Below are 16944 nucleotides of genomic sequence, written 5' to 3'. Positions count from 1 at the left end.
AGAGCTGATCGGACGCGCTATACAATGCAACCTCTGCAAGACGCATCAGCAACATTCAGCAATATCAGGCCGCAAAAGGAATCGCCATGATCCACGACACCTTCTGGCTGGACGCGAGTGACCGCAGCCGCCTCTACGTCAACCTGTGGCTGCCGAACACGCCGCTGAAGGCGCTGATTCTGCTGGCCCACGGCATGGCGGAACACAGTGGCCGCTACGCACGCCTGGCAGAGGCCTTCTGTGCCGAGGGCTACGGTGTGTATGCACCCGATCAGCGTGGCCATGGCAAAACCGCCGATCATGGGACGCTCGGGCATTTCGCCGATGATGATGGCTGGTGCAAGGTGGTTGGCGATATCGCCAGCCTCAACCAGTTCCTCGGCCAGCGTCATCCGGGGGTGCCGATCGTGCTGCTCGGGCACAGCATGGGCAGCTACATTGCCCAAGCGTATCTGCTGCATCACAGCGCCAGCCTGCACGGCGCGATTCTCAGCGGATCGAATTTCCAGCCGGTCGCGCTGTACCGCGCGGCCCGACAGATCGCCCGGTTCGAAAAACTGCGCCAGGGCCCCAAGGGCCGCAGCGCGTTGATCGAATGGCTGTCGTTCGGCTCGTTCAACAAGGCATTCAAACCGGCACGCACGCCTTTCGACTGGCTCAGCCGCGATCCGGCCGAGGTCGACAAGTACGCCACCGATCCGCTGTGCGGCTTTCGTTGCACCAATCAGTTGTGGATCGACCTGCTCGGCGGGTTGCAGCAAATCAGCAAAGCGTCCAATCTCGCCCAGATCGATCCGGGCCTCCCGCTGCTGGTAATCGGCGGCGAATGTGATCCGGTGAGCGAAGGCAAGCGTCTGACTGATCTGGCCAACGCCTTGCGCGCGGCCGGCAGCCAGAACCTGCAACTCAAGATCTACCCGCAGGCGCGGCACGAATTGTTCAACGAGAGCAACCGCGAGGAAGTGACCGCCGATGTGCTGACCTGGATCGACCAGGCCCTGAGCCATCGCCGGCCGCACCGCAGCGAATAATTTTTTGTGGATTCATTTCATCCGTCACAGGAATTCAGCCCCATGACCCAGGTTACCAACATCCCTTATGAAGCCCTCGAAGTGGGCCAGACCGCGACCTATAGCAAGACCGTCGAGGAACGCGACATTCAGCTGTTCGCCGCGATGTCCGGTGACCACAACCCGGTGCACCTGGACGCCGAGTTCGCCGCCGCCAGCATGTTCAAGGAGCGCATCGCCCATGGCATGTTCAGCGGCGCGCTGATCAGTGCCGCATTCGCTTGCGAGCTGCCTGGGCCGGGGACCATTTATATCGGCCAGCAGATGAGCTTCCAGAAGCCGGTGAAGATCGGCGACACCCTGACCGTGCGTCTGGAAATCCTCGAGAAACTGCCGAAATTCCGCGTGCGCATTGCCACCCGTGTTTTCAATCAGCGTGATGAGCTGGTGGTGGACGGCGAGGCCGAAATTCTGGCGCCGCGCAAACAACAGACCGTTACCCTGCCGACGTTGCCGGCTATCAGCATCGGCTGATCATCCTCGGTTTGATCCGGACACAAAAAAAACGCCAGACCCGCTGGCGTTTTTTGTTGGCCTCGAACGCTTACGAGCGTGCGCGGGCCTGGTCACGCAACACTTTCACCTGATCGTGATTGCGTTGCACACCGTGGTACTGCTTTTCGACCAGGTCAAAAATTTTTGTCAGGCCGTGATCTTTAATCTTGGTAAGCTTATCGATCGCTTCACGATAAGCCTTCAGGGCGTGGTCTTCACCGCGCTCGGCTTCGTTGAGCACCGCTTCTTCATCCTTGCCGGTGAACATCGCTTTGACGTCGACCCAACGACGGTGCAAGTCACCGCTCACGCTGGTCGAGGTTTCCGGATCGCCACCCATCGAACGCACCGCAGCTTGCAGCTCGGCCGCAGCCGTTGCGCAATCGGCGGAGCGTTTCACGAACAGCGTTTTCAGCTCTGGATGCTTGATGTCTTCAGCGCAGGTCTTGAACCCTTCCTGACCGTCCTTGCTGGTTTCGATCAGGTCGTTGAGGACGGAGATGGCTTCTTTATTCATGTCAGTCATTTTTCAATTCCTTGCGTGGGTTAAAGATGCAAGGAGTGTTGCAGCAGCCGTGCCAGATTCTATTAAAGAATTTAATCGTTATTTTTCAATAAGTTATAGATAAAGCAAAAATCTGTATGCCTGTTATTTGCATGATCTGTCATTTGGCCTGCATGCAGAATGCCTGTATTTTCCAAAGTGTTTTCAAAGCCAGACGACTCCAACGATGAACCCTGAAAAGCTCGAACTGCTGATCACCCGCGAAATGCCCTTCGGCAAGTACAAGGGCCGGATCATTGCCGACCTGCCGGGCCCTTACCTGAACTGGTTTGCCCGGGAAGGATTTCCCCATGGCGAACTGGGCGGGCTGTTGGCGTTGATGCAGGAAATCGACCACAACGGCCTGTCGGAACTGCTCGAACCGCTGCGCGCCAAACACGGCAAACCCGCCCCGCGCCACTGAGGCGTCACCCTGATCCGAGTCGAGTCGACCATGCCCGATAACACCCGCCGCGCCCGAGACGAAGCTTTCTGGCAAACCTTCGCCGACCGTTACGACCGCCACCCTGGCCCCGTGAATCTGGAGAACGGCTATTTCGGGCGCATGTCGCGCACCGTGGTCGAGGAGTACCAGCGCAACATCGAGCTGATCAACAACAGCAACTCGATCTACGTGCGCCAGCGTTTCGAACAGCACGACAGTTTCGACATCCGCGCGCAACTGGCCGAGTTGATCGGCGTGCGCGCGCAAAGCGTGGCGTTCACCCACAACGCCACTGCCGGCCTGCAATCGCTGATCCGCAACTACAATCGCCTGCAGCCAGGCGACCAGGTGTTGATCTGCGATCTGGAGTACGACACTGTCAAGGGCGCCATGCGCTGGCTGGCGCAGTATCGCGGAGTCGAGGTGATCGAAATCGAGCACGCCCACCCCGCCACCTTCGACAGCCTGCTGGCCACGTACCGCGAAGCCTTTATCCGCCATCCAAAGCTCAAGCTGATGGCCCTGACCCACGTCACCCACCGTACCGGGCTAGTGATGCCGGTGCAGGCCATTGCCTCGCTGGCCAGGGAGTACGGCGTCGATATCATCCTCGATGGCGCCCATGCCCTTGGCCAGATCGAGTTCAATCTTGAAGCGCTGGGCATCGCCTTTGCCGGGTACAACCTGCACAAGTGGATCGGCTCGCCGCTGACCCTCGGTTTTATCTACATCGCACCGCAGCGCCTAGCCGACATCGACCCGGACATGGGCGAGATGCATTTTCCGGCTGGCGATATCCGCTCACGCACGCCCCACAGCACGCCGAACATTCCGGCACTGATGACCCTGCCTCTGGTGTTCGAGGAGCACCGCTCACTGGGTGGCGCGGCGGCCAAAGGTGCACGGATGAATTACCTGCGCAACCTGTGGGTCAGCGCCGTGCGCAACCTGCCAGGCATCGAAGTCACGACCCCGGACGATCCGCGCCTGTATTGCGGCATCACCTCGATGCGTTTTACTCGCCATACCGACCAGCAGGCGATGGTCGAACGCCTGCTCAACGACTACAACCTGTTCACTGTCGTGCGCAACGGCGCAGCCTGCGGACCGTGCATCCGTATCACGCCGTCGCTGACCACGACGGCGGCGGAGATTCAGTCGCTGATTCTGGCGCTGAATGAGCTGCGTTAAACCGTGTACTTGTCGAAATCCTCGGGCTTGATCTGCGACGACACCGCAAAGGTGTCGATGCCGATCGTGAGGTGGCCGAAGTAACCGTCCTCGTGTGACTCGCGACCGATCGGCCACACCGTCAGGGTCGACTCTTCACCGCCCATGTTGGCGAAGTAGGGATCGTCTGCGTTGCACACCGGCAGCGAGCTGCGCCCGCGATAGGCCTTGGCATTGAGCACGCCACGGGAAACCACCTCCGGAAAATACAACTGCCCGACCCAGGCCACATTGCGCTCCTCCAGGTATTCGGTGCCGGCGACGATGCGCACCGCCACATGAATATGCAGGGCACGGCCGGCGTAGAACCCCGGATAGATCGTGGTGAAGCGCACCCTGCCCTTGTGGTCGCTGAACTGGCCACCGCGCAGATAAGTGTCGTCGTCGGTTCGCGGAATCGAGCCGATGTCCTCGACGTCGACTTCCAGATCCGGGTTCACCCGACTCCAGCCGGAATAGGCGCCGCGTGCGTTGCAATGCCAGATATCCACCAGCGCACCGCTGACCGGCTCGGCAGTCATGGCGTCGACGATGGTCAGGCGCAGCAGCAGCGGCAGGCCTTCGGCACCTTCGCTGATGTTGCGGCGCAACAGTTTGGGATTGCGAAAATACGGCCCGGCGACTTGCTCGGGGGCCAGTTGATATACCGGGGGTGCTGAAGGCTGGTTATCCATGACGCGCTCTCTCTTCCATAAGATGAACGCAGGTTAACGCCACACGCGAAGCCAGGTGCGGTAACTATGTATCTCCAGATAACGTATCTCCAGATAACGAAGTTTTTCGCGGGCAAAAAAAAACGGTGCACCGACCAAGCGCACCGTAAAGCCGTAGAACACACAACGAAGTGTAGGGTTGAACCAATCAGTCCAGCAGCGCCAACGCCTCGGCAGTGCATTCCTGAATGCGGGCCCAGTCGCCGTTCTTGATCCACTCAGGATCAAGCATCCAGCTACCGCCCACGCACATGACGTTTTTCAGCGCCATGTAGCTCTTGATGTTGGCAGGGCCGACGCCGCCGGTCGGGCAGAATTTCACTTCGCCGAACGGGCCGCCAAGGGCCTTGATCGCCGCCACGCCGCCGCTGACTTCAGCCGGGAACAGCTTGAAGCGGCGATAACCCAGGCCATAGCCTTCCATGATGCCGGAGGCATTGCTGATGCCCGGCAGCAGCGGGATCGGGCTTTCGACGCTGGCTTCCAGCAGATCACGAGTGATCCCCGGGGTGACGATGAATTGCGAACCGGCGGCTTCGGCCGCAGCCAGCATGTTACGGTCGAGCACGGTGCCGGCACCGGTCACCAGTTCCGGGCGCTGCTCGCGCAGGATCTGGATCGCCTTGAGGCCGAACTGCGAACGCAGGGTCACTTCCAGCGCGGTCAGACCACCGGCAGCCAGGGCGTCGGCCAGCGGCAGCACGTCCTGTTCACGGGCGATGGTGATCACCGGCAGAATCCGCGCCTTGGCGCAGAGGCTGTCGATCAGGGCAACTTTGTCCGCCATGGAAACGGTCGGGGATGGGGTTGTCATAGCGGCTGTTCCTTGGCTCATGGGCACCAGTAAATCTCTAACGTAGGTTGCAGAAACGCGCGAACCGGCATGGCGGCGACGTCGTTGGATGCCACTGCGGCATTCAGGGTGGTCAGTTTCGACTGACCGGAAATCGACAGAATCTTGTGCTTCGCGGAGGCCAGCAGTGCGCGGCTCATGGTCAGGCGCTGACGCGGCACGCTTGGCGCGAGCATCGGCCAGCAGCGGCGAGTGCCGTCAGCTTGCAGGGCTTCAGCCAGGTTCGGGCTGTCCGGGAACAGCGACGCGGTGTGACCGTCATCGCCCATGCCCAGCACCAGCACGTCGATGGGCGGCAACTCGGCGAGCAAACGATCGGCCTGCTCCGCAGCCTGATCGACGTTGGCCGCCGCGCTGTAAAGGCTGAGGAACTGCGCCTTTGCCGCCGGGCCCTTGAGCAGATACTGCTTGAGCAGACCGGCGTTGCTGTCGGCATGTTCGACCGGTACCCAGCGTTCGTCAGCGAGGGTCACGACGACCTTCGACCAGTCCAGTTCCTGCTTGGCCAGGTGCTGGAAAAACGCCACCGGGCTACGACCGCCGGACACCACCAGCACAGCGTTGCCGCGCGCTGCCAGTGCTTCGCTCAACTGTTTGGCGACGTTCAGCGCCAAACCTTCGGCGAGCAACACCGGGCTCTTGAATTCACGGGCATTCACGCCCTCGGGCAGTTTCACATCAGATATCGCCATACCACGACCTCCCGTCCCGCGTGATCAATGCAATGGAGCTCATCGGCCCCCATGACCCGGCCGCATACGGCTTGGGCGCGTCACCGGATTTTTTCCACCCGGCGATCAGCTGGTCACACCATTTCCACGCGGCTTCAATTTCATCTTTACGGACAAACAGGTTCTGATTGCCGTTCATCACTTCCAGCAACAACCGCTCGTAGGCATCGGGGATTCGAGCGCTGCGCCAGGTGTCGGAAAAATTCAGTTGCAGCGGGCCGCTGCGCAGTTGCATGCCCTTGTCCAGGCCTTGTTCCTTGGTCATCACGCGCAAGGAAATGCCTTCGTCCGGCTGCAGGCGGATGATCAGTTTGTTGCTGATCTGCAGGCGCTGCTCGGGGGCGAAGATGTAGTGCGACGGTTCCTTGAAGTGGATGACGATCTGCGACAGTTTCTGCGGCATGCGCTTGCCGGTACGCAGGTAGAACGGCACGCCGGCCCAGCGCCAGTTGCGGATGTCGGCACGCAGGGCAACGAAGGTTTCAGTGTCGCTCTGGGCGTTGGAATTCGGTTCTTCGAGGTAGCCCGGCACGGACTTGCCCTCGCTGTGCCCGGCGATGTACTGGCCGCGCACCACTTGGGTGGTCAGGCCTTCCGGACTGATCGGCGCCAGGGCCTTGAGCACCTTGACCTTTTCGTCGCGGATGCTGTCGGCGGACAGGTCGGCCGGCGGATCCATGGCGATCAGGCAGAGCAGTTGCAGCAGGTGGTTCTGAATCATGTCCCGCAGCTGACCGGCCTTGTCGAAGTAGCCCCAGCGGCCTTCGATACCGACCTTCTCGGCCACGGTGATTTCCACGTGGGAGATGTAGTTCTGGTTCCACTGAGTTTCGAACAGGCTGTTGGCGAAACGCAGGGCGATCAGGTTCTGGACGGTCTCTTTGCCCAGGTAGTGGTCGATGCGGTAGGTGCGGTTCTCCGGGAAGAATTGCGCCACGGCGTCGTTGACCTTGCGCGAGGATTCCAGGTCCGAACCGATCGGTTTTTCCAGTACCACGCGGGTGTTTTCTGCCAGACCGACATTCGCGAGGTTCTCGCAGATCGCGCCATACACCGCCGCCGGAGTGGCGAAGTAGGCAATCATGCGTTGTGTGTTGCCGGCCAATTCTGCCAGCGCCACGTAATCTTCAGCCTTGAGGAAGTCGACGTGCAGGTAGGTCAGGCGCGCCAGAAAGCGCTCGGCCACGGCCTCGTCCAGCTCTTTGCCCACATAACGGCGCAGCTCGGCGGCGATGAACGCCAGGTGCTGCTGCTCGGTACCCGCCTCACGGGCCAGTGCGATAATGCGCGTGTCCTCGTGCAGCAGGCCGGCGCCGTCAAGGTGATAAAGGGCAGGAAACAGCTTGCGCAGGGCCAGATCGCCCAAGGCGCCGAACAAGGCGAAGGTGCACGGTTCAACCGTAATCGAAGGCATGATGTTTGTTCTTTTATCAAGTTAAGCTACAAATACCTTTTTTCAAGGCATCACTCAAGGGAAAATGTAGTAATAACCACAACATTTTCGCAAAATACAGATTCCGAGTGGTGGTCGGTCGGAGCCATCAGTAGGATAGGCCACCGTCACGGGCCACATCAAAGGCCCAATTTGCATAGCCGCGCGCTTATCGGCGCCGGTGAATCTAGGAATTCTTATGGACCGCGTGCGAAATTTACTGGAACAGATCCAGAGTCGCCTTGAAGAGCTGAACAAGGCCGAACGCAAAGTCGCCGAAGTGATCCTGCTCAACCCACAGCAGGCCACCCGCTTCAGCATCGCCGCCCTCGCCCAGGCAGCGTCGGTCAGTGAACCGACGGTCAACCGTTTCTGCCGTTCGTTCGGCGTCAGCGGCTACCCCGAACTCAAGTTGCAACTGGCCCAGAGCCTGGCCAGCGGCGCGGCCTATGTCAGCCGCGCAGTAGAAGCCGACGACAATCCCGAGGCCTACACGCAGAAGATTTTCGGCAGCGCCATCGCCTCGCTGGACAGCGCCTGCCAGGCATTGGACCCGAACCTGATCAGCCGCGCCGTCGACCTGTTGATCCAGGCCCGGCAGATCCACTTCTTCGGCCTCGGAGCTTCGGCTCCGGTGGCTTTGGATGCGCAGCACAAGTTCTTCCGCTTCAACCTGGCGGTGACCGCCCACGCCGATGTGCTGATGCAACGCATGATTGCTTCGGTGGCGCACACCGGCGAGCTGTTCGTGATCATCTCCTACACCGGGCGCACCCGCGAGCTGGTGGAAGTGGCGCGCATCGCCCGGGAGAACGGCGCGTCGGTGCTGGGTCTGACGGCAGAAAACTCGCCGCTGGCCAAGGCCAGTACGCTGAGCCTGAACATTCCGTTGCCGGAAGACACCGACATCTATATGCCGATGACTTCGCGGATCATTCAGTTGACGGTGCTGGATGTGCTGGCGACGGGAATGACGTTGCGTCGCGGGGTGGATTTCCAGCCGCATCTGCGCAAGATCAAAGAGAGCCTGAACGCGAGCCGGTATCCGGTTGGCGATGAGTTCAACTAGTTCGCGCTGATCGCCCCCACGCTCTGCGTGGGAATGCCTCAAGGGACGCTCTGCGTCCAGTAACGCGGAGCGTCACGGGCTGCATTCCCACGCGGAGCGTGGGAACGATCAGCGCTCTGCGTCGGAACGATCATCGCTAGGCGCCAGCCCAAGCCTGCAAACTCAAATGCGCCTTCTCCCCCGGCGCCAGATGCAGGCTGTCGGTGCCCCCCGCCGCCGCTTCAACACAGACAAATTCCGAGATCTCGTCCCAGCTCACGCCCAGCAACGGCCGTGCTCCCGGATGCCACACCACGGTGTCCGCGCTGTCACCGGTATCGATGCACAATTCGCGTTGCCAGGCGTGATCCTTGAGCTGCAATTCGCCGTCGTGCTGGAACACTCGCTGACAGCCACCATCGACCCGTAACTCGCCCTCCTGCTGGCAGACCTCACGGTTCAACTGATCATAACCCTGCGCGCCTTCGAGCCCAGACAGCGCTATCTCACTCACATCGCCAATACGCCAGTAAGCGTGCAAAGCCTGGCTCAACTGGCACGGCATGTCGTCCTGATGCTCGGTGCTCAGGCGCAATTCCATGCGTTCGCCCAGGTGCGCGTGCAGGTCCACCTGCCAGTCGCACAGTTGCAATTGCCAGTGCAGGCGCACGCCGTCATCGGCGCTGCTGCTGTCGAGCAGTTTCCAGTCCAGCAGTCGCGCCCAGCCATGGGACGGCCACGCGTTTTCGCTCGGGTGACGGCCATACCACGGCCAGCACACCGGCACGCCGCCGCGAATCGCGCCGACATGCGGCCACTTCGCCGCGCACCACAACCACGGTTTCTGACCTCGCGGCTGAAAATGCAGCAATTGCGCGCCCTGACGACTGAACACCGCCTGACACAGTGGATGATCGATCACCAGCACATCGCGCATCTGATAGCGCTCCCAGGCGAACACCGGTCGTTCGCGCAGGGATTTGAAGAAGCGTTGCAGCGGATGCTCATGCATGGGCCACGGTTCCAGATTCAACTTTCATGGGCTGCGACACCCCTTTCCAAAAAAAAGCGGACAGCCTTGGCCGTCCGCAAATATGCGCACATAGAGAGGAGCTTATCGCAGACGCGTCAGAACGTAGACTGAATTTTCAGGCCAGCGACCAAAGCGTTATCCACTTCATCCACACCGCCCGGATGAGTGATGTATTGCAGGTTCGGGCGTACGGTCAGCCAGTTGGTGACGTGGAAGCCGTAGTTGATCTCGTAGTTGTATTCGGTTTCACGAATCGGCGAGAACACCGGATTGTCGTAGTCCGAAACACCGTTGGAGACGTTCAGCAGTTCAGCGTTCTTCTTCACGTCATCGTTGACATGAATTCGTGCCGCACCGATACCGAAGTCATCTTTCGGACGCGCGTCGAACGGACCTTTGTACACAAACATCACGGACTGGTAGTTGTCGATGAAGTTGGTGTCCTTGTCGTGGAACGTGGCGTTGGCAGCGATGCTCAGGCCACGGCTCTTGTCACCGTTGTGGCTGGTGAGTTGCTGTTGCGCAACGAACCAGTAACCGTGCTTGCTGCTGTGGGTGCGGTAGGCATCACCGGTGGTCGCCGCGTCGAAACCGTTGACGTCTTCGCGAACGTCGTCGGCATCGGCCGTGCTCTTGTAGTAACCGACACGGTATTCGCCCGGCAGGCCGCTCGGGTTAGGCGACCAGACCAGTTCCACTGGCAACACGGTGCCTTTGGTACCGCTGCCGCTCAGCTTGAAGCCGTTGCCGTGTTCCAGTTGCGACGGGTTCTGGTTGTACGCACCGATCTGCGCATACAGCTCGTCGTTGATGTTGTACTTGACGCGAATGGCCGCCTGGCTGACCGGCCAGTTGTACCAGATGTTGGTCGCCCAGTTGCCCACTTGCGAACCGCAGAACGCCAGGTTCTGGAAGTCGCACGGGAAGGTGTTGAAGTCTTCGCCTTCGCCGAAGTAACCGGCCTTGACGTCGAGTTTGTTGTCGAAGAACTGGTGTTTGATCCACAACTGGGTCAGACGCACCATGTGGCCACGACCGTAGACTTCCTGCGAGGAGCTGAGTGTGCCGGCACGCGGATCGCCAACACGGTCGTTGGAAATGTTTTCGCCATTACGGTTGGTCAGCTGGATCTTGGCCTGGGTGTTGTCCCAGCCCCACAGTTTTTGCAGGTCCAGCGCCACGCCCAGACCGAACTGGTCGGAGTAACGCGCCGTCTTGTCGTTGTTGTAGCCGCCGTGCAGGTTGCCGCCCACCTCACCGACGTAGTCCATCTTGATGTCGATACCCTGCTCGATCAGCTTGGTACGTTCGCCACCCCAGTCCCCGGTCATCCACTCCGAATCGGAGCTGAACGCGTCAGCCGCGTGGACGCTACCGGCCAGCATCATTGCCGCAATCGCCGACAACTGGCCGATACGCTGAGCGTTGTTGTTCTTCTTCATCCCTACATCCTCGTTTTATTGTTATTAACTGTTCTTCTTATCTAACGCGGTTTACATCTGATGCGGCGCGCGACAGGCCACGCACCGCGTGCTCCCTGCGGAAACGGGCGAGCCCGCTCCCGCATTTGTTGATCAGCGCCCCTTGAACTGGGCCACGTTTGCGCTGTGCGACTCGGTTTTCGGCAGGCCCGCAACCCCAAGGCGCTCACCGGACTTGGCGTCGAACAGCAGCACTTTCGACGGATCGAATTGCAACGTCAGGGTTTCGCCCACCTGCGGCGCCACGTCCGGCGCCAGACGGCAGCAGACCTTGGTGTCGTTGAGGTTGACGAACACCAGGGTGTCCGGACCGGTCGGCTCGGTGACCTGCACTTCAGCCTTGATGCTCGGCAGGCCATTGCCCTCGCCGTTCGCCAGAGCGATCTGCTCCGGACGCAGGCCGAGGATCACTTCGCGATCTTCGAGACCGGCGTCCTGCATCGCCATCGGCAACTCGCAACGGGCCTGGCCGCTGTCGAGCAGCGCCACCAGACGGCCGTCCTTGCGTTGCAGGCGCAGCGGGATGAAGTTCATCGGCGGCGAACCGATGAAGCTCGCAACGAACAGGTTGGCCGGGTCGTTGTAGATCTCCTTCGGCGTACCGAACTGCTGGATGATCCCGTCCTTCATCACCGCCACTTTGTCGCCCAGGGTCATTGCTTCGATCTGGTCGTGGGTCACGTAGACCGTGGTGGTTTTCAGACGCTGATGCATCAGTTTCATTTCGGTGCGCATCTCGACGCGCAGCTTGGCGTCGAGGTTGGACAGCGGCTCGTCGAACAGATAAATCTTCGGGCGACGCGCCAGGGCGCGGCCCATCGCCACGCGCTGTTGCTGACCGCCCGAGAGCTGGCCCGGCTTGCGATTGAGCAGGTGCTCGATCTGCAACAGCTTGGCCACGCGGGCGACTTCTTCGTCGATGGCCGATTGAGGCATCTTGCGAATCTTCAGACCGAATTCGATGTTCTCGCGCACGCTCATGGTCGGGTACAGCGCGTAGGACTGGAACACCATCGCGATGTCGCGATCTTTCGGGCTCATGCCGCTGACGTCCTGGTCACCGATCATGATCGCGCCGCCGGTGATGGTTTCCAGGCCGGCGATGCAGTTCATCAGGGTCGACTTGCCGCAGCCCGAAGGCCCGACGAGGATCAGGAATTCACCGTCCTTGATCGACAGTTCGATGTTCTTCAGTGTGTCCGGCAGGCCGGTACCGTAGGTCTTGTTTACATTGCGAAGTTCAAGCGTAGCCATGATTACCCCTTGACTGCGCCGGCCGTCAGCCCGCGCACGAAATACTTGCCTGCGACCACATAGACCAGCAGGGTCGGCAGCCCGGCGATCATCGCCGCCGCCATATCCACGTTGTATTCCTTGGCCCCGGTGCTGGTGTTGACCAGGTTGTTCAGCGCCACCGTGATCGGTTGCGAATCACCGCTGGAGAACACCACGCCGAACAGGAAGTCGTTCCAGATCTGGGTGAACTGCCAGATCAGACAGACCATGATGATCGGGGTGGACATCGGCAGGATGATCTGGCGGAAGATCGTGAAGAACCCCGCGCCATCGAGACGCGCCGCCTTGATCAGCGCATCCGGAATGCTCACGTAGTAGTTACGGAAAAACAGCGTGGTGAACGCCAGGCCGTAGACCACATGGATGAACACAAGGCCCGTGGTAGTGCTTGCCAGGCCCATCTTGCCGAGGGTGAACGACGCCGGCAGCAGCACGGTCTGGAACGGCAGGAAGCAGCCGAACAACAGCAGACCGAAGAACAGCTGCGAACCTCGGAAGCGCCAGAACGACAGTACATAACCGTTCAATGCACCGATGGCGGTGGAGATGATCACGGCCGGAACGGTGATCTTGATCGAGTTCCAGAAGTAGCCGTCAACGGTGGCCCAGGCTTTCACCCAGCCGATGCCGCTGACCACGGTCGGCCAGCTCAGCAGGTTGCCGGTGGAGATGTCTTCCGGGGTCTTGAAGCTGGTCAGCAGCATGACCACCAGCGGTACCAGATACAGCAGGACCGCGAGGATCAGCACCGCGTAGATCGCGATGCGACTCAGGCTGATGGCCGGTTTGGAGGCGAGACTAGTCATGACGCTTGGTCCTCAGCTCGGAGTACAGGTAAGGCACGATGATCGCGAGGATCGCGCCGAGCATCAGGATTGCACTGGCCGAGCCCATGCCCATCTGTCCACGGCTGAAGGTGAACGAGTACATGAACATCGCCGGCAGATCGGAGGAATAACCCGGGCCGCCGGCCGTCATGGCCGCCACCAGGTCGAAGCTCTTGATCGCGATGTGCGCCAGGATCATCACTGCACTGAAGAACACCGGACGCAGGCTTGGCAGCACCACTTTCCAGTAGATGCGCGGCATGCTCGCGCCGTCGATCTGGGCGGCACGAATGATCGACTGATCAACGCCACGCAGACCGGCGAGGAACATCGCCATGATGAAGCCCGAAGCTTGCCAGACCGCCGCAATCACCAGGCAATACACCACGCGATCCGGGTCGATCAGCCAGTCGAGACGGAAGCCTTCCCAGCCCCAGTCCCGCAGCAATTTGTCCAGGCCCATGCCCGGGTTGAGCAGCCATTTCCACGCAGTACCGGTGACGATCATCGAGAGCGCCATCGGGTACAGGTAAATGGTGCGGATAAAGCCTTCGCGGCGGATTTTCTGGTCGAGAAAAATCGCCAGTGTCACGCCGATCACCAGGGTGATGCCGATGAACATGCCGCCGAACACGGCCAGGTTCTTGCTCGCTACCCACCAGCGGTCGTTGTCGAACAGCCGCGCGTATTGCGCCAGGCCTGCCCACTTGTAGTTCGGCAGGAAGGTCGACGTGGTGAACGACAGGACAAACGTCCAGAGGATATAGCCATAGAAGCCCACCAGAACGATGAACATGCTCGGCGCCAGCACCAGTTTCGGTAGCCAGCGCTGCAATGCGTCGAACGGCGAGGCCTTGCTGAACACAGCAACAGAACTCATGGGAAGATCCAGTAAAGAAAATGAAGGACCGCTGCAAGCTGCAGGCTTGAGGCCGATGCGCGACCTCAAGCTTGCAGCTGCTCTACGCTGACGTTACTTGGCAGCCTTGATGGCGGTGCCGAGTTTTTTGGCAGCGTCGGCCGGGTCGGCTTTCGGGTCGTTGATGTAGTTGGTCACGACATCAAAGAACGCACCCTGCACCGCCAGCGTGGTCGCCATGTTGTGCGCCATGCTCGGCTGCAGGCCGCCATTCTTGGAATCTGCCAGGAAATCCTTGGCAGCGGTCTGGGCGCACGAGTCGAAACCGTACTTGCCCATGTCGGCGAGCATGTCGTTACGCACCGGGATCGAGCCCTTGTTGATGCTGAAGACTTTCTGGAAGTTTTCACCCAGCACGACTTTGGCGATGTCCTGCTGACCGGCCGCGGTGCCCGCGTCCTTCTGCTTGAACACGGCCAGCGAGTCGATGTTGTAGGTGAACGCCTTGTCGGTGCCCGGGAAAGCTACGCACTCGTAGTCCTTGCCGGCGACTTTCTTGGCGGCGGTCCATTCGGACTTGGCCCAGTCACCCATGATCTGCATGCCGGCCTTGCCGTTGATGACCTTGGCCGCTTCCAGGTTCCAGTCCTGACCTTTGCCGTCGACGTCCATGTAGGTCGCGACTTTCTTCAGCTCGGTCAGGGCCTTGACCATTTCCGGGCCGGTCAGGGCAGCGTTGTCCAGGTCGACCAGGGCTTTCTTGTAACCATCAACGCCCATCACCGACAGCACGACCGCTTCGAACACGGTGCTGTCCTGCCATGGCTGACCACCGTGAGCCAGCGGGATGAAGCCCGCCGCTTTCAGCTTGTCGCCGGCGGCGTAGAACTCTTCGAGGGTGGTCGGGGCTTTTTCGATACCGGCTTTCTTGAAGACTTCCGGGTTGATCCACAGCCAGTTCACCCGGTGAATGTTCACCGGCACGGCCACGTAATCACCTTCGTACTTCACGGTGTCGGAGACTTTCTTGTCGAGCAGGCTGTCCCACTTCTCGGACTTGGAAACGTCCTTCAGCACGTCAGTGTCGAGCAGACCGGTCGACGCCCATTCCTGGATGTCCGGGCCTTTGATCTGGGCAACGCCCGGCGGGTTGCCGGCTACCGCGCGGCTTTTCAGCACGGTCATGGCAGTCGCACCGCCACCGCCGGCGACAGCGCCGTCTTTCCAGGTGAAGCCGTCTTTCTCGACTTGAGCCTTGAGCACATCGACGGCGGCTTTTTCGCCACCGGACGTCCACCAATGCACGACTTCCACCGAACCTTTGGATTCGGCAGCGGAAACACTCAGGGGCAGCACAGCGAGCGGGAACAGGGAGGCGACAGAAATGACAGTAGCGAGGCGAGAAATCGCATTCATCTGAGATGTACCTTTCTTGTTGTTATGCATGCAAGTCTGGTGCTTGCGCTGCACACGAGTTTAAACAGAGCGTTTCCCCTCGCAGGTAACGAAGGGACGCGCGAATGTCACCACATGGTTACACAGGAACGCTTCGTGAAAGCTGTGCCAGAGCACTGGCCATGCTTGGCGCCAGCGGCAGACGCGGAATCAGAACCGCCTGCCAGGCGTGGTACAGATCCGGTTTGCCCGCCCAGATATCGGCACTTGGACGGTTTTGCGGGTCGAGTTCGTGATGCCAGCTGCCGTCGCAGCGGTCGATGAAACGGGTTTCGCAAAATTCCCAGAACAGGCGATACCAGGTTTCGTACTGCGCATCGCCGGTGCGCTTGAGCAAGGCACTGGCGGCAGCGCTGGCCTCGGCGTGAGTCCAGTGCAGGCGATGGCGCACCACCGCTTTGTTGTTCCAGTCGAGGGTGTAAACGATGCCCGGCGCACCGTCGACGTCCCAGCCATGGCGGCAGTTTTGTTCGAACAGTTTTTGCGCGTCGGTGGCCAGCCAGCCGGGGGTCAGCATGCCAGCCTGGACCCGCGCCGCTTCAAGGTGCAGCAACAGCCGCGCCCACTCGAAACCGTGGCCCGGCGTGGTGCCGTAGGGACGGAAACCGTCGGCGGGATTGTCCTGGTTGTATTCGCGCAGTGGCTGCCAGTCGCGGTCGAAATGCTCGATCACCAGGTAATCGTTGGCAGCGGCGTGACCGTGAATCACCCGTTCGACGATGCGCTGCGCACGCACCAGCCAGCGCGGATCTTCTGTGGCATCGGCCAGCGCCAGGAAGGCTTCAGTGGCGTGCATGTTGCTGTTGGCGCCGCGATAGGCTTCCTCTTCGCGCCAGTCGCGATTGAAGAACTCGCGCATGGCGCCCTCTTCTTCGCTCCAGAAATAGGTGTCGATGATGTCGATGGCGTCATCCAGCAACGCCTGTGCGCCGGGGCGTTGCGCGACCACTGCGGAACTCGCCGCCAGAGCGACGAAAGCATGCAGATAAGCGTTCTTGCCGGTGTTGCCGTCACGGTGTTCAGCGACGGCGAACCAGCCGCCGTGCAGCGCATCGCGCAACGGACCGCGCAGGGCCGCAATGCCGTGATCGACCAGCTCGGCAAAGCCCGGCAGGCCCTGAATGTGGGCCATGGCGAAACTGTGGGTCATGCGCGCAGTGTTCATGGTTTCGGCTTGCGCGCCGGCCTGGAGCTGGCCGCGCTCATCAAGATTGCCGAAGCCTTCGGGCAATCGTGAAGCCTTGGCAAATGCCAGCAGGCGCAGGCCTTCGTCGGCAAGCCATTGCTGGTGGGCAGGGGCGTTCAGCCAACTGCTGAAGTCCGGATTGAAGTGATCCATGGGTGGCCTTTTTTTGTTGTTATGACTGCGGGCAGTCTAAACAACGGGCCGAGGTGGACTTGTAACGAAGGGGGCGGGTTTTGTCACCGATCG

The 16944-nt window shown here is 60.5% G+C and carries 17 protein-coding genes; 5 read left to right on the top strand and 12 right to left on the bottom strand.

Annotated elements, in window-relative coordinates; translation table 11 throughout:
• Positions 1-86 precede the first annotated feature (86 nt).
• The gene (locus AC1MDC_RS03775; protein WP_085697135.1) at positions 87-1031 is read left to right on the top strand and encodes an alpha/beta hydrolase; all 945 of its coding nucleotides are present in this window, start codon (positions 87-89) and stop codon (positions 1029-1031) included.
• A gap of 42 nt (positions 1032-1073) precedes the next feature.
• Entirely contained in the window at positions 1074-1544 is a 471-nt protein-coding gene (locus tag AC1MDC_RS03770) for a MaoC family dehydratase (RefSeq protein ID WP_480392533.1), read from the top strand.
• A 70-nt stretch (positions 1545-1614) separates the two neighbouring features.
• Here the strand turns inward: AC1MDC_RS03770 and AC1MDC_RS03765 are convergent, their stop codons facing one another.
• Positions 1615-2091 (bottom strand): ferritin-like domain-containing protein, encoded by a 477-nt coding sequence (locus AC1MDC_RS03765; RefSeq protein ID WP_227233295.1) that lies wholly within the window; start codon positions 2089-2091, stop codon positions 1615-1617.
• A gap of 205 nt (positions 2092-2296) precedes the next feature.
• Between AC1MDC_RS03765 and AC1MDC_RS03760 the strand changes: the two genes are divergently transcribed.
• Positions 2297-2533, top strand: a complete 237-nt coding sequence (locus AC1MDC_RS03760; RefSeq protein WP_003213031.1) for a DUF3820 family protein — start codon at positions 2297-2299, stop codon at positions 2531-2533.
• 30 nt (positions 2534-2563) lie between these two features.
• Positions 2564-3745 (top strand): aminotransferase class V-fold PLP-dependent enzyme, encoded by a 1182-nt coding sequence (locus AC1MDC_RS03755; protein WP_085701633.1) that lies wholly within the window; start codon positions 2564-2566, stop codon positions 3743-3745.
• On the opposite strand, the gene AC1MDC_RS03750 is transcribed toward AC1MDC_RS03755, so the two are convergent.
• The 4 genes from AC1MDC_RS03750 to zwf form a co-directional block, all read right to left on the bottom strand.
• Complete coding sequence (locus AC1MDC_RS03750) at positions 3742-4458, bottom strand: intradiol ring-cleavage dioxygenase (protein ID WP_480392532.1); 717 nt, start codon at positions 4456-4458, stop codon at positions 3742-3744. The genes AC1MDC_RS03755 and AC1MDC_RS03750 overlap by 4 nt on opposite strands.
• A 187-nt stretch (positions 4459-4645) precedes the next feature.
• The gene (locus tag AC1MDC_RS03745; RefSeq protein WP_011335602.1) at positions 4646-5311 is read right to left on the bottom strand and encodes a bifunctional 4-hydroxy-2-oxoglutarate aldolase/2-dehydro-3-deoxy-phosphogluconate aldolase; all 666 of its coding nucleotides are present in this window, start codon (positions 5309-5311) and stop codon (positions 4646-4648) included.
• Positions 5312-5328: 17 nt separating this feature from the next.
• Positions 5329-6042 carry a 6-phosphogluconolactonase gene (gene pgl / locus AC1MDC_RS03740; protein ID WP_480392531.1) on the bottom strand — a complete coding sequence of 238 codons (714 nt, stop codon included), beginning with the start codon at positions 6040-6042 and terminating at the stop codon, positions 5329-5331.
• Complete coding sequence (gene zwf, locus AC1MDC_RS03735; protein WP_085697141.1) at positions 6029-7495, bottom strand: glucose-6-phosphate dehydrogenase; 1467 nt, start codon at positions 7493-7495, stop codon at positions 6029-6031. Before zwf ends, pgl begins: the two co-directional genes overlap by 14 nt.
• Before the next feature lie 226 nt (positions 7496-7721).
• Between zwf and AC1MDC_RS03730 the strand changes: the two genes are divergently transcribed.
• The gene (locus tag AC1MDC_RS03730) at positions 7722-8582 is read left to right on the top strand and encodes a MurR/RpiR family transcriptional regulator (protein WP_169842436.1); all 861 of its coding nucleotides are present in this window, start codon (positions 7722-7724) and stop codon (positions 8580-8582) included.
• Positions 8583-8718: 136 nt separating this feature from the next.
• On the opposite strand, the gene AC1MDC_RS03725 is transcribed toward AC1MDC_RS03730, so the two are convergent.
• The 7 genes from AC1MDC_RS03725 to AC1MDC_RS03695 form a co-directional block, all read right to left on the bottom strand.
• Positions 8719-9573 (bottom strand): D-hexose-6-phosphate mutarotase, encoded by an 855-nt coding sequence (locus AC1MDC_RS03725; protein WP_085697142.1) that lies wholly within the window; start codon positions 9571-9573, stop codon positions 8719-8721.
• Between the two features lie 116 nt (positions 9574-9689).
• Positions 9690-11036 carry a carbohydrate porin gene (locus tag AC1MDC_RS03720; RefSeq protein WP_085697143.1) on the bottom strand — a complete coding sequence of 449 codons (1347 nt, stop codon included), beginning with the start codon at positions 11034-11036 and terminating at the stop codon, positions 9690-9692.
• 132 nt (positions 11037-11168) lie between these two features.
• Positions 11169-12329, bottom strand: coding sequence for an ABC transporter ATP-binding protein (locus tag AC1MDC_RS03715; protein ID WP_227233300.1), 1161 nt, complete (start codon positions 12327-12329; stop codon positions 11169-11171).
• Positions 12330-12331: 2 nt separating this feature from the next.
• Positions 12332-13177, bottom strand: a complete 846-nt coding sequence (locus AC1MDC_RS03710) for a carbohydrate ABC transporter permease (RefSeq protein ID WP_007951164.1) — start codon at positions 13175-13177, stop codon at positions 12332-12334.
• Positions 13170-14078: a carbohydrate ABC transporter permease gene (locus AC1MDC_RS03705; RefSeq protein ID WP_085697145.1), complete on the bottom strand. Its 909-nt coding sequence runs from the start codon at positions 14076-14078 to the stop codon at positions 13170-13172. Before AC1MDC_RS03705 ends, AC1MDC_RS03710 begins: the two co-directional genes overlap by 8 nt.
• Before the next feature lie 93 nt (positions 14079-14171).
• Positions 14172-15473, bottom strand: coding sequence for an ABC transporter substrate-binding protein (locus AC1MDC_RS03700; RefSeq protein ID WP_085697146.1), 1302 nt, complete (start codon positions 15471-15473; stop codon positions 14172-14174).
• A gap of 118 nt (positions 15474-15591) precedes the next feature.
• A complete protein-coding gene (locus AC1MDC_RS03695; RefSeq protein ID WP_480392530.1) occupies positions 15592-16851 on the bottom strand; it encodes a D-mannose isomerase in 1260 nt (419 codons plus the stop codon).
• Positions 16852-16944: the final 93 nt, after the last annotated feature.

The organism is Pseudomonas sp. 1 (genome assembly GCF_056626735.1).
This window is presented reverse-complemented; position numbering and strand designations above follow the sequence as displayed.

What these genes read in the sequence shown, in the direction of transcription:
- AC1MDC_RS03755 (WP_085701633.1), top strand. Translation starts at nt 2,564, where the DNA reads ATGCCCGATAACACCCGCCGCGCCCGAGACGAAGCTTTCTGGCAAACC.
- AC1MDC_RS03725 (WP_085697142.1), bottom strand. Translation starts at nt 9,573, where the DNA reads ATGCATGAGCATCCGCTGCAACGCTTCTTCAAATCCCTGCGCGAACGA.
- AC1MDC_RS03715 (WP_227233300.1), bottom strand. Translation starts at nt 12,329, where the DNA reads ATGGCTACGCTTGAACTTCGCAATGTAAACAAGACCTACGGTACCGGC.
- AC1MDC_RS03700 (WP_085697146.1), bottom strand. Translation starts at nt 15,473, where the DNA reads ATGAATGCGATTTCTCGCCTCGCTACTGTCATTTCTGTCGCCTCCCTG.
- AC1MDC_RS03750 (WP_480392532.1), bottom strand. Translation starts at nt 4,458, where the DNA reads ATGGATAACCAGCCTTCAGCACCCCCGGTATATCAACTGGCCCCCGAG.
- AC1MDC_RS03775 (WP_085697135.1), top strand. Translation starts at nt 87, where the DNA reads ATGATCCACGACACCTTCTGGCTGGACGCGAGTGACCGCAGCCGCCTC.
- AC1MDC_RS03705 (WP_085697145.1), bottom strand. Translation starts at nt 14,078, where the DNA reads ATGAGTTCTGTTGCTGTGTTCAGCAAGGCCTCGCCGTTCGACGCATTG.
- AC1MDC_RS03760 (WP_003213031.1), top strand. Translation starts at nt 2,297, where the DNA reads ATGAACCCTGAAAAGCTCGAACTGCTGATCACCCGCGAAATGCCCTTC.
- AC1MDC_RS03720 (WP_085697143.1), bottom strand. Translation starts at nt 11,036, where the DNA reads ATGAAGAAGAACAACAACGCTCAGCGTATCGGCCAGTTGTCGGCGATT.
- AC1MDC_RS03710 (WP_007951164.1), bottom strand. Translation starts at nt 13,177, where the DNA reads ATGACTAGTCTCGCCTCCAAACCGGCCATCAGCCTGAGTCGCATCGCG.
- AC1MDC_RS03765 (WP_227233295.1), bottom strand. Translation starts at nt 2,091, where the DNA reads ATGACTGACATGAATAAAGAAGCCATCTCCGTCCTCAACGACCTGATC.
- pgl (WP_480392531.1), bottom strand. Translation starts at nt 6,042, where the DNA reads ATGGCGATATCTGATGTGAAACTGCCCGAGGGCGTGAATGCCCGTGAA.
- AC1MDC_RS03745 (WP_011335602.1), bottom strand. Translation starts at nt 5,311, where the DNA reads ATGACAACCCCATCCCCGACCGTTTCCATGGCGGACAAAGTTGCCCTG.
- zwf (WP_085697141.1), bottom strand. Translation starts at nt 7,495, where the DNA reads ATGCCTTCGATTACGGTTGAACCGTGCACCTTCGCCTTGTTCGGCGCC.
- AC1MDC_RS03770 (WP_480392533.1), top strand. Translation starts at nt 1,074, where the DNA reads ATGACCCAGGTTACCAACATCCCTTATGAAGCCCTCGAAGTGGGCCAG.
- AC1MDC_RS03695 (WP_480392530.1), bottom strand. Translation starts at nt 16,851, where the DNA reads ATGGATCACTTCAATCCGGACTTCAGCAGTTGGCTGAACGCCCCTGCC.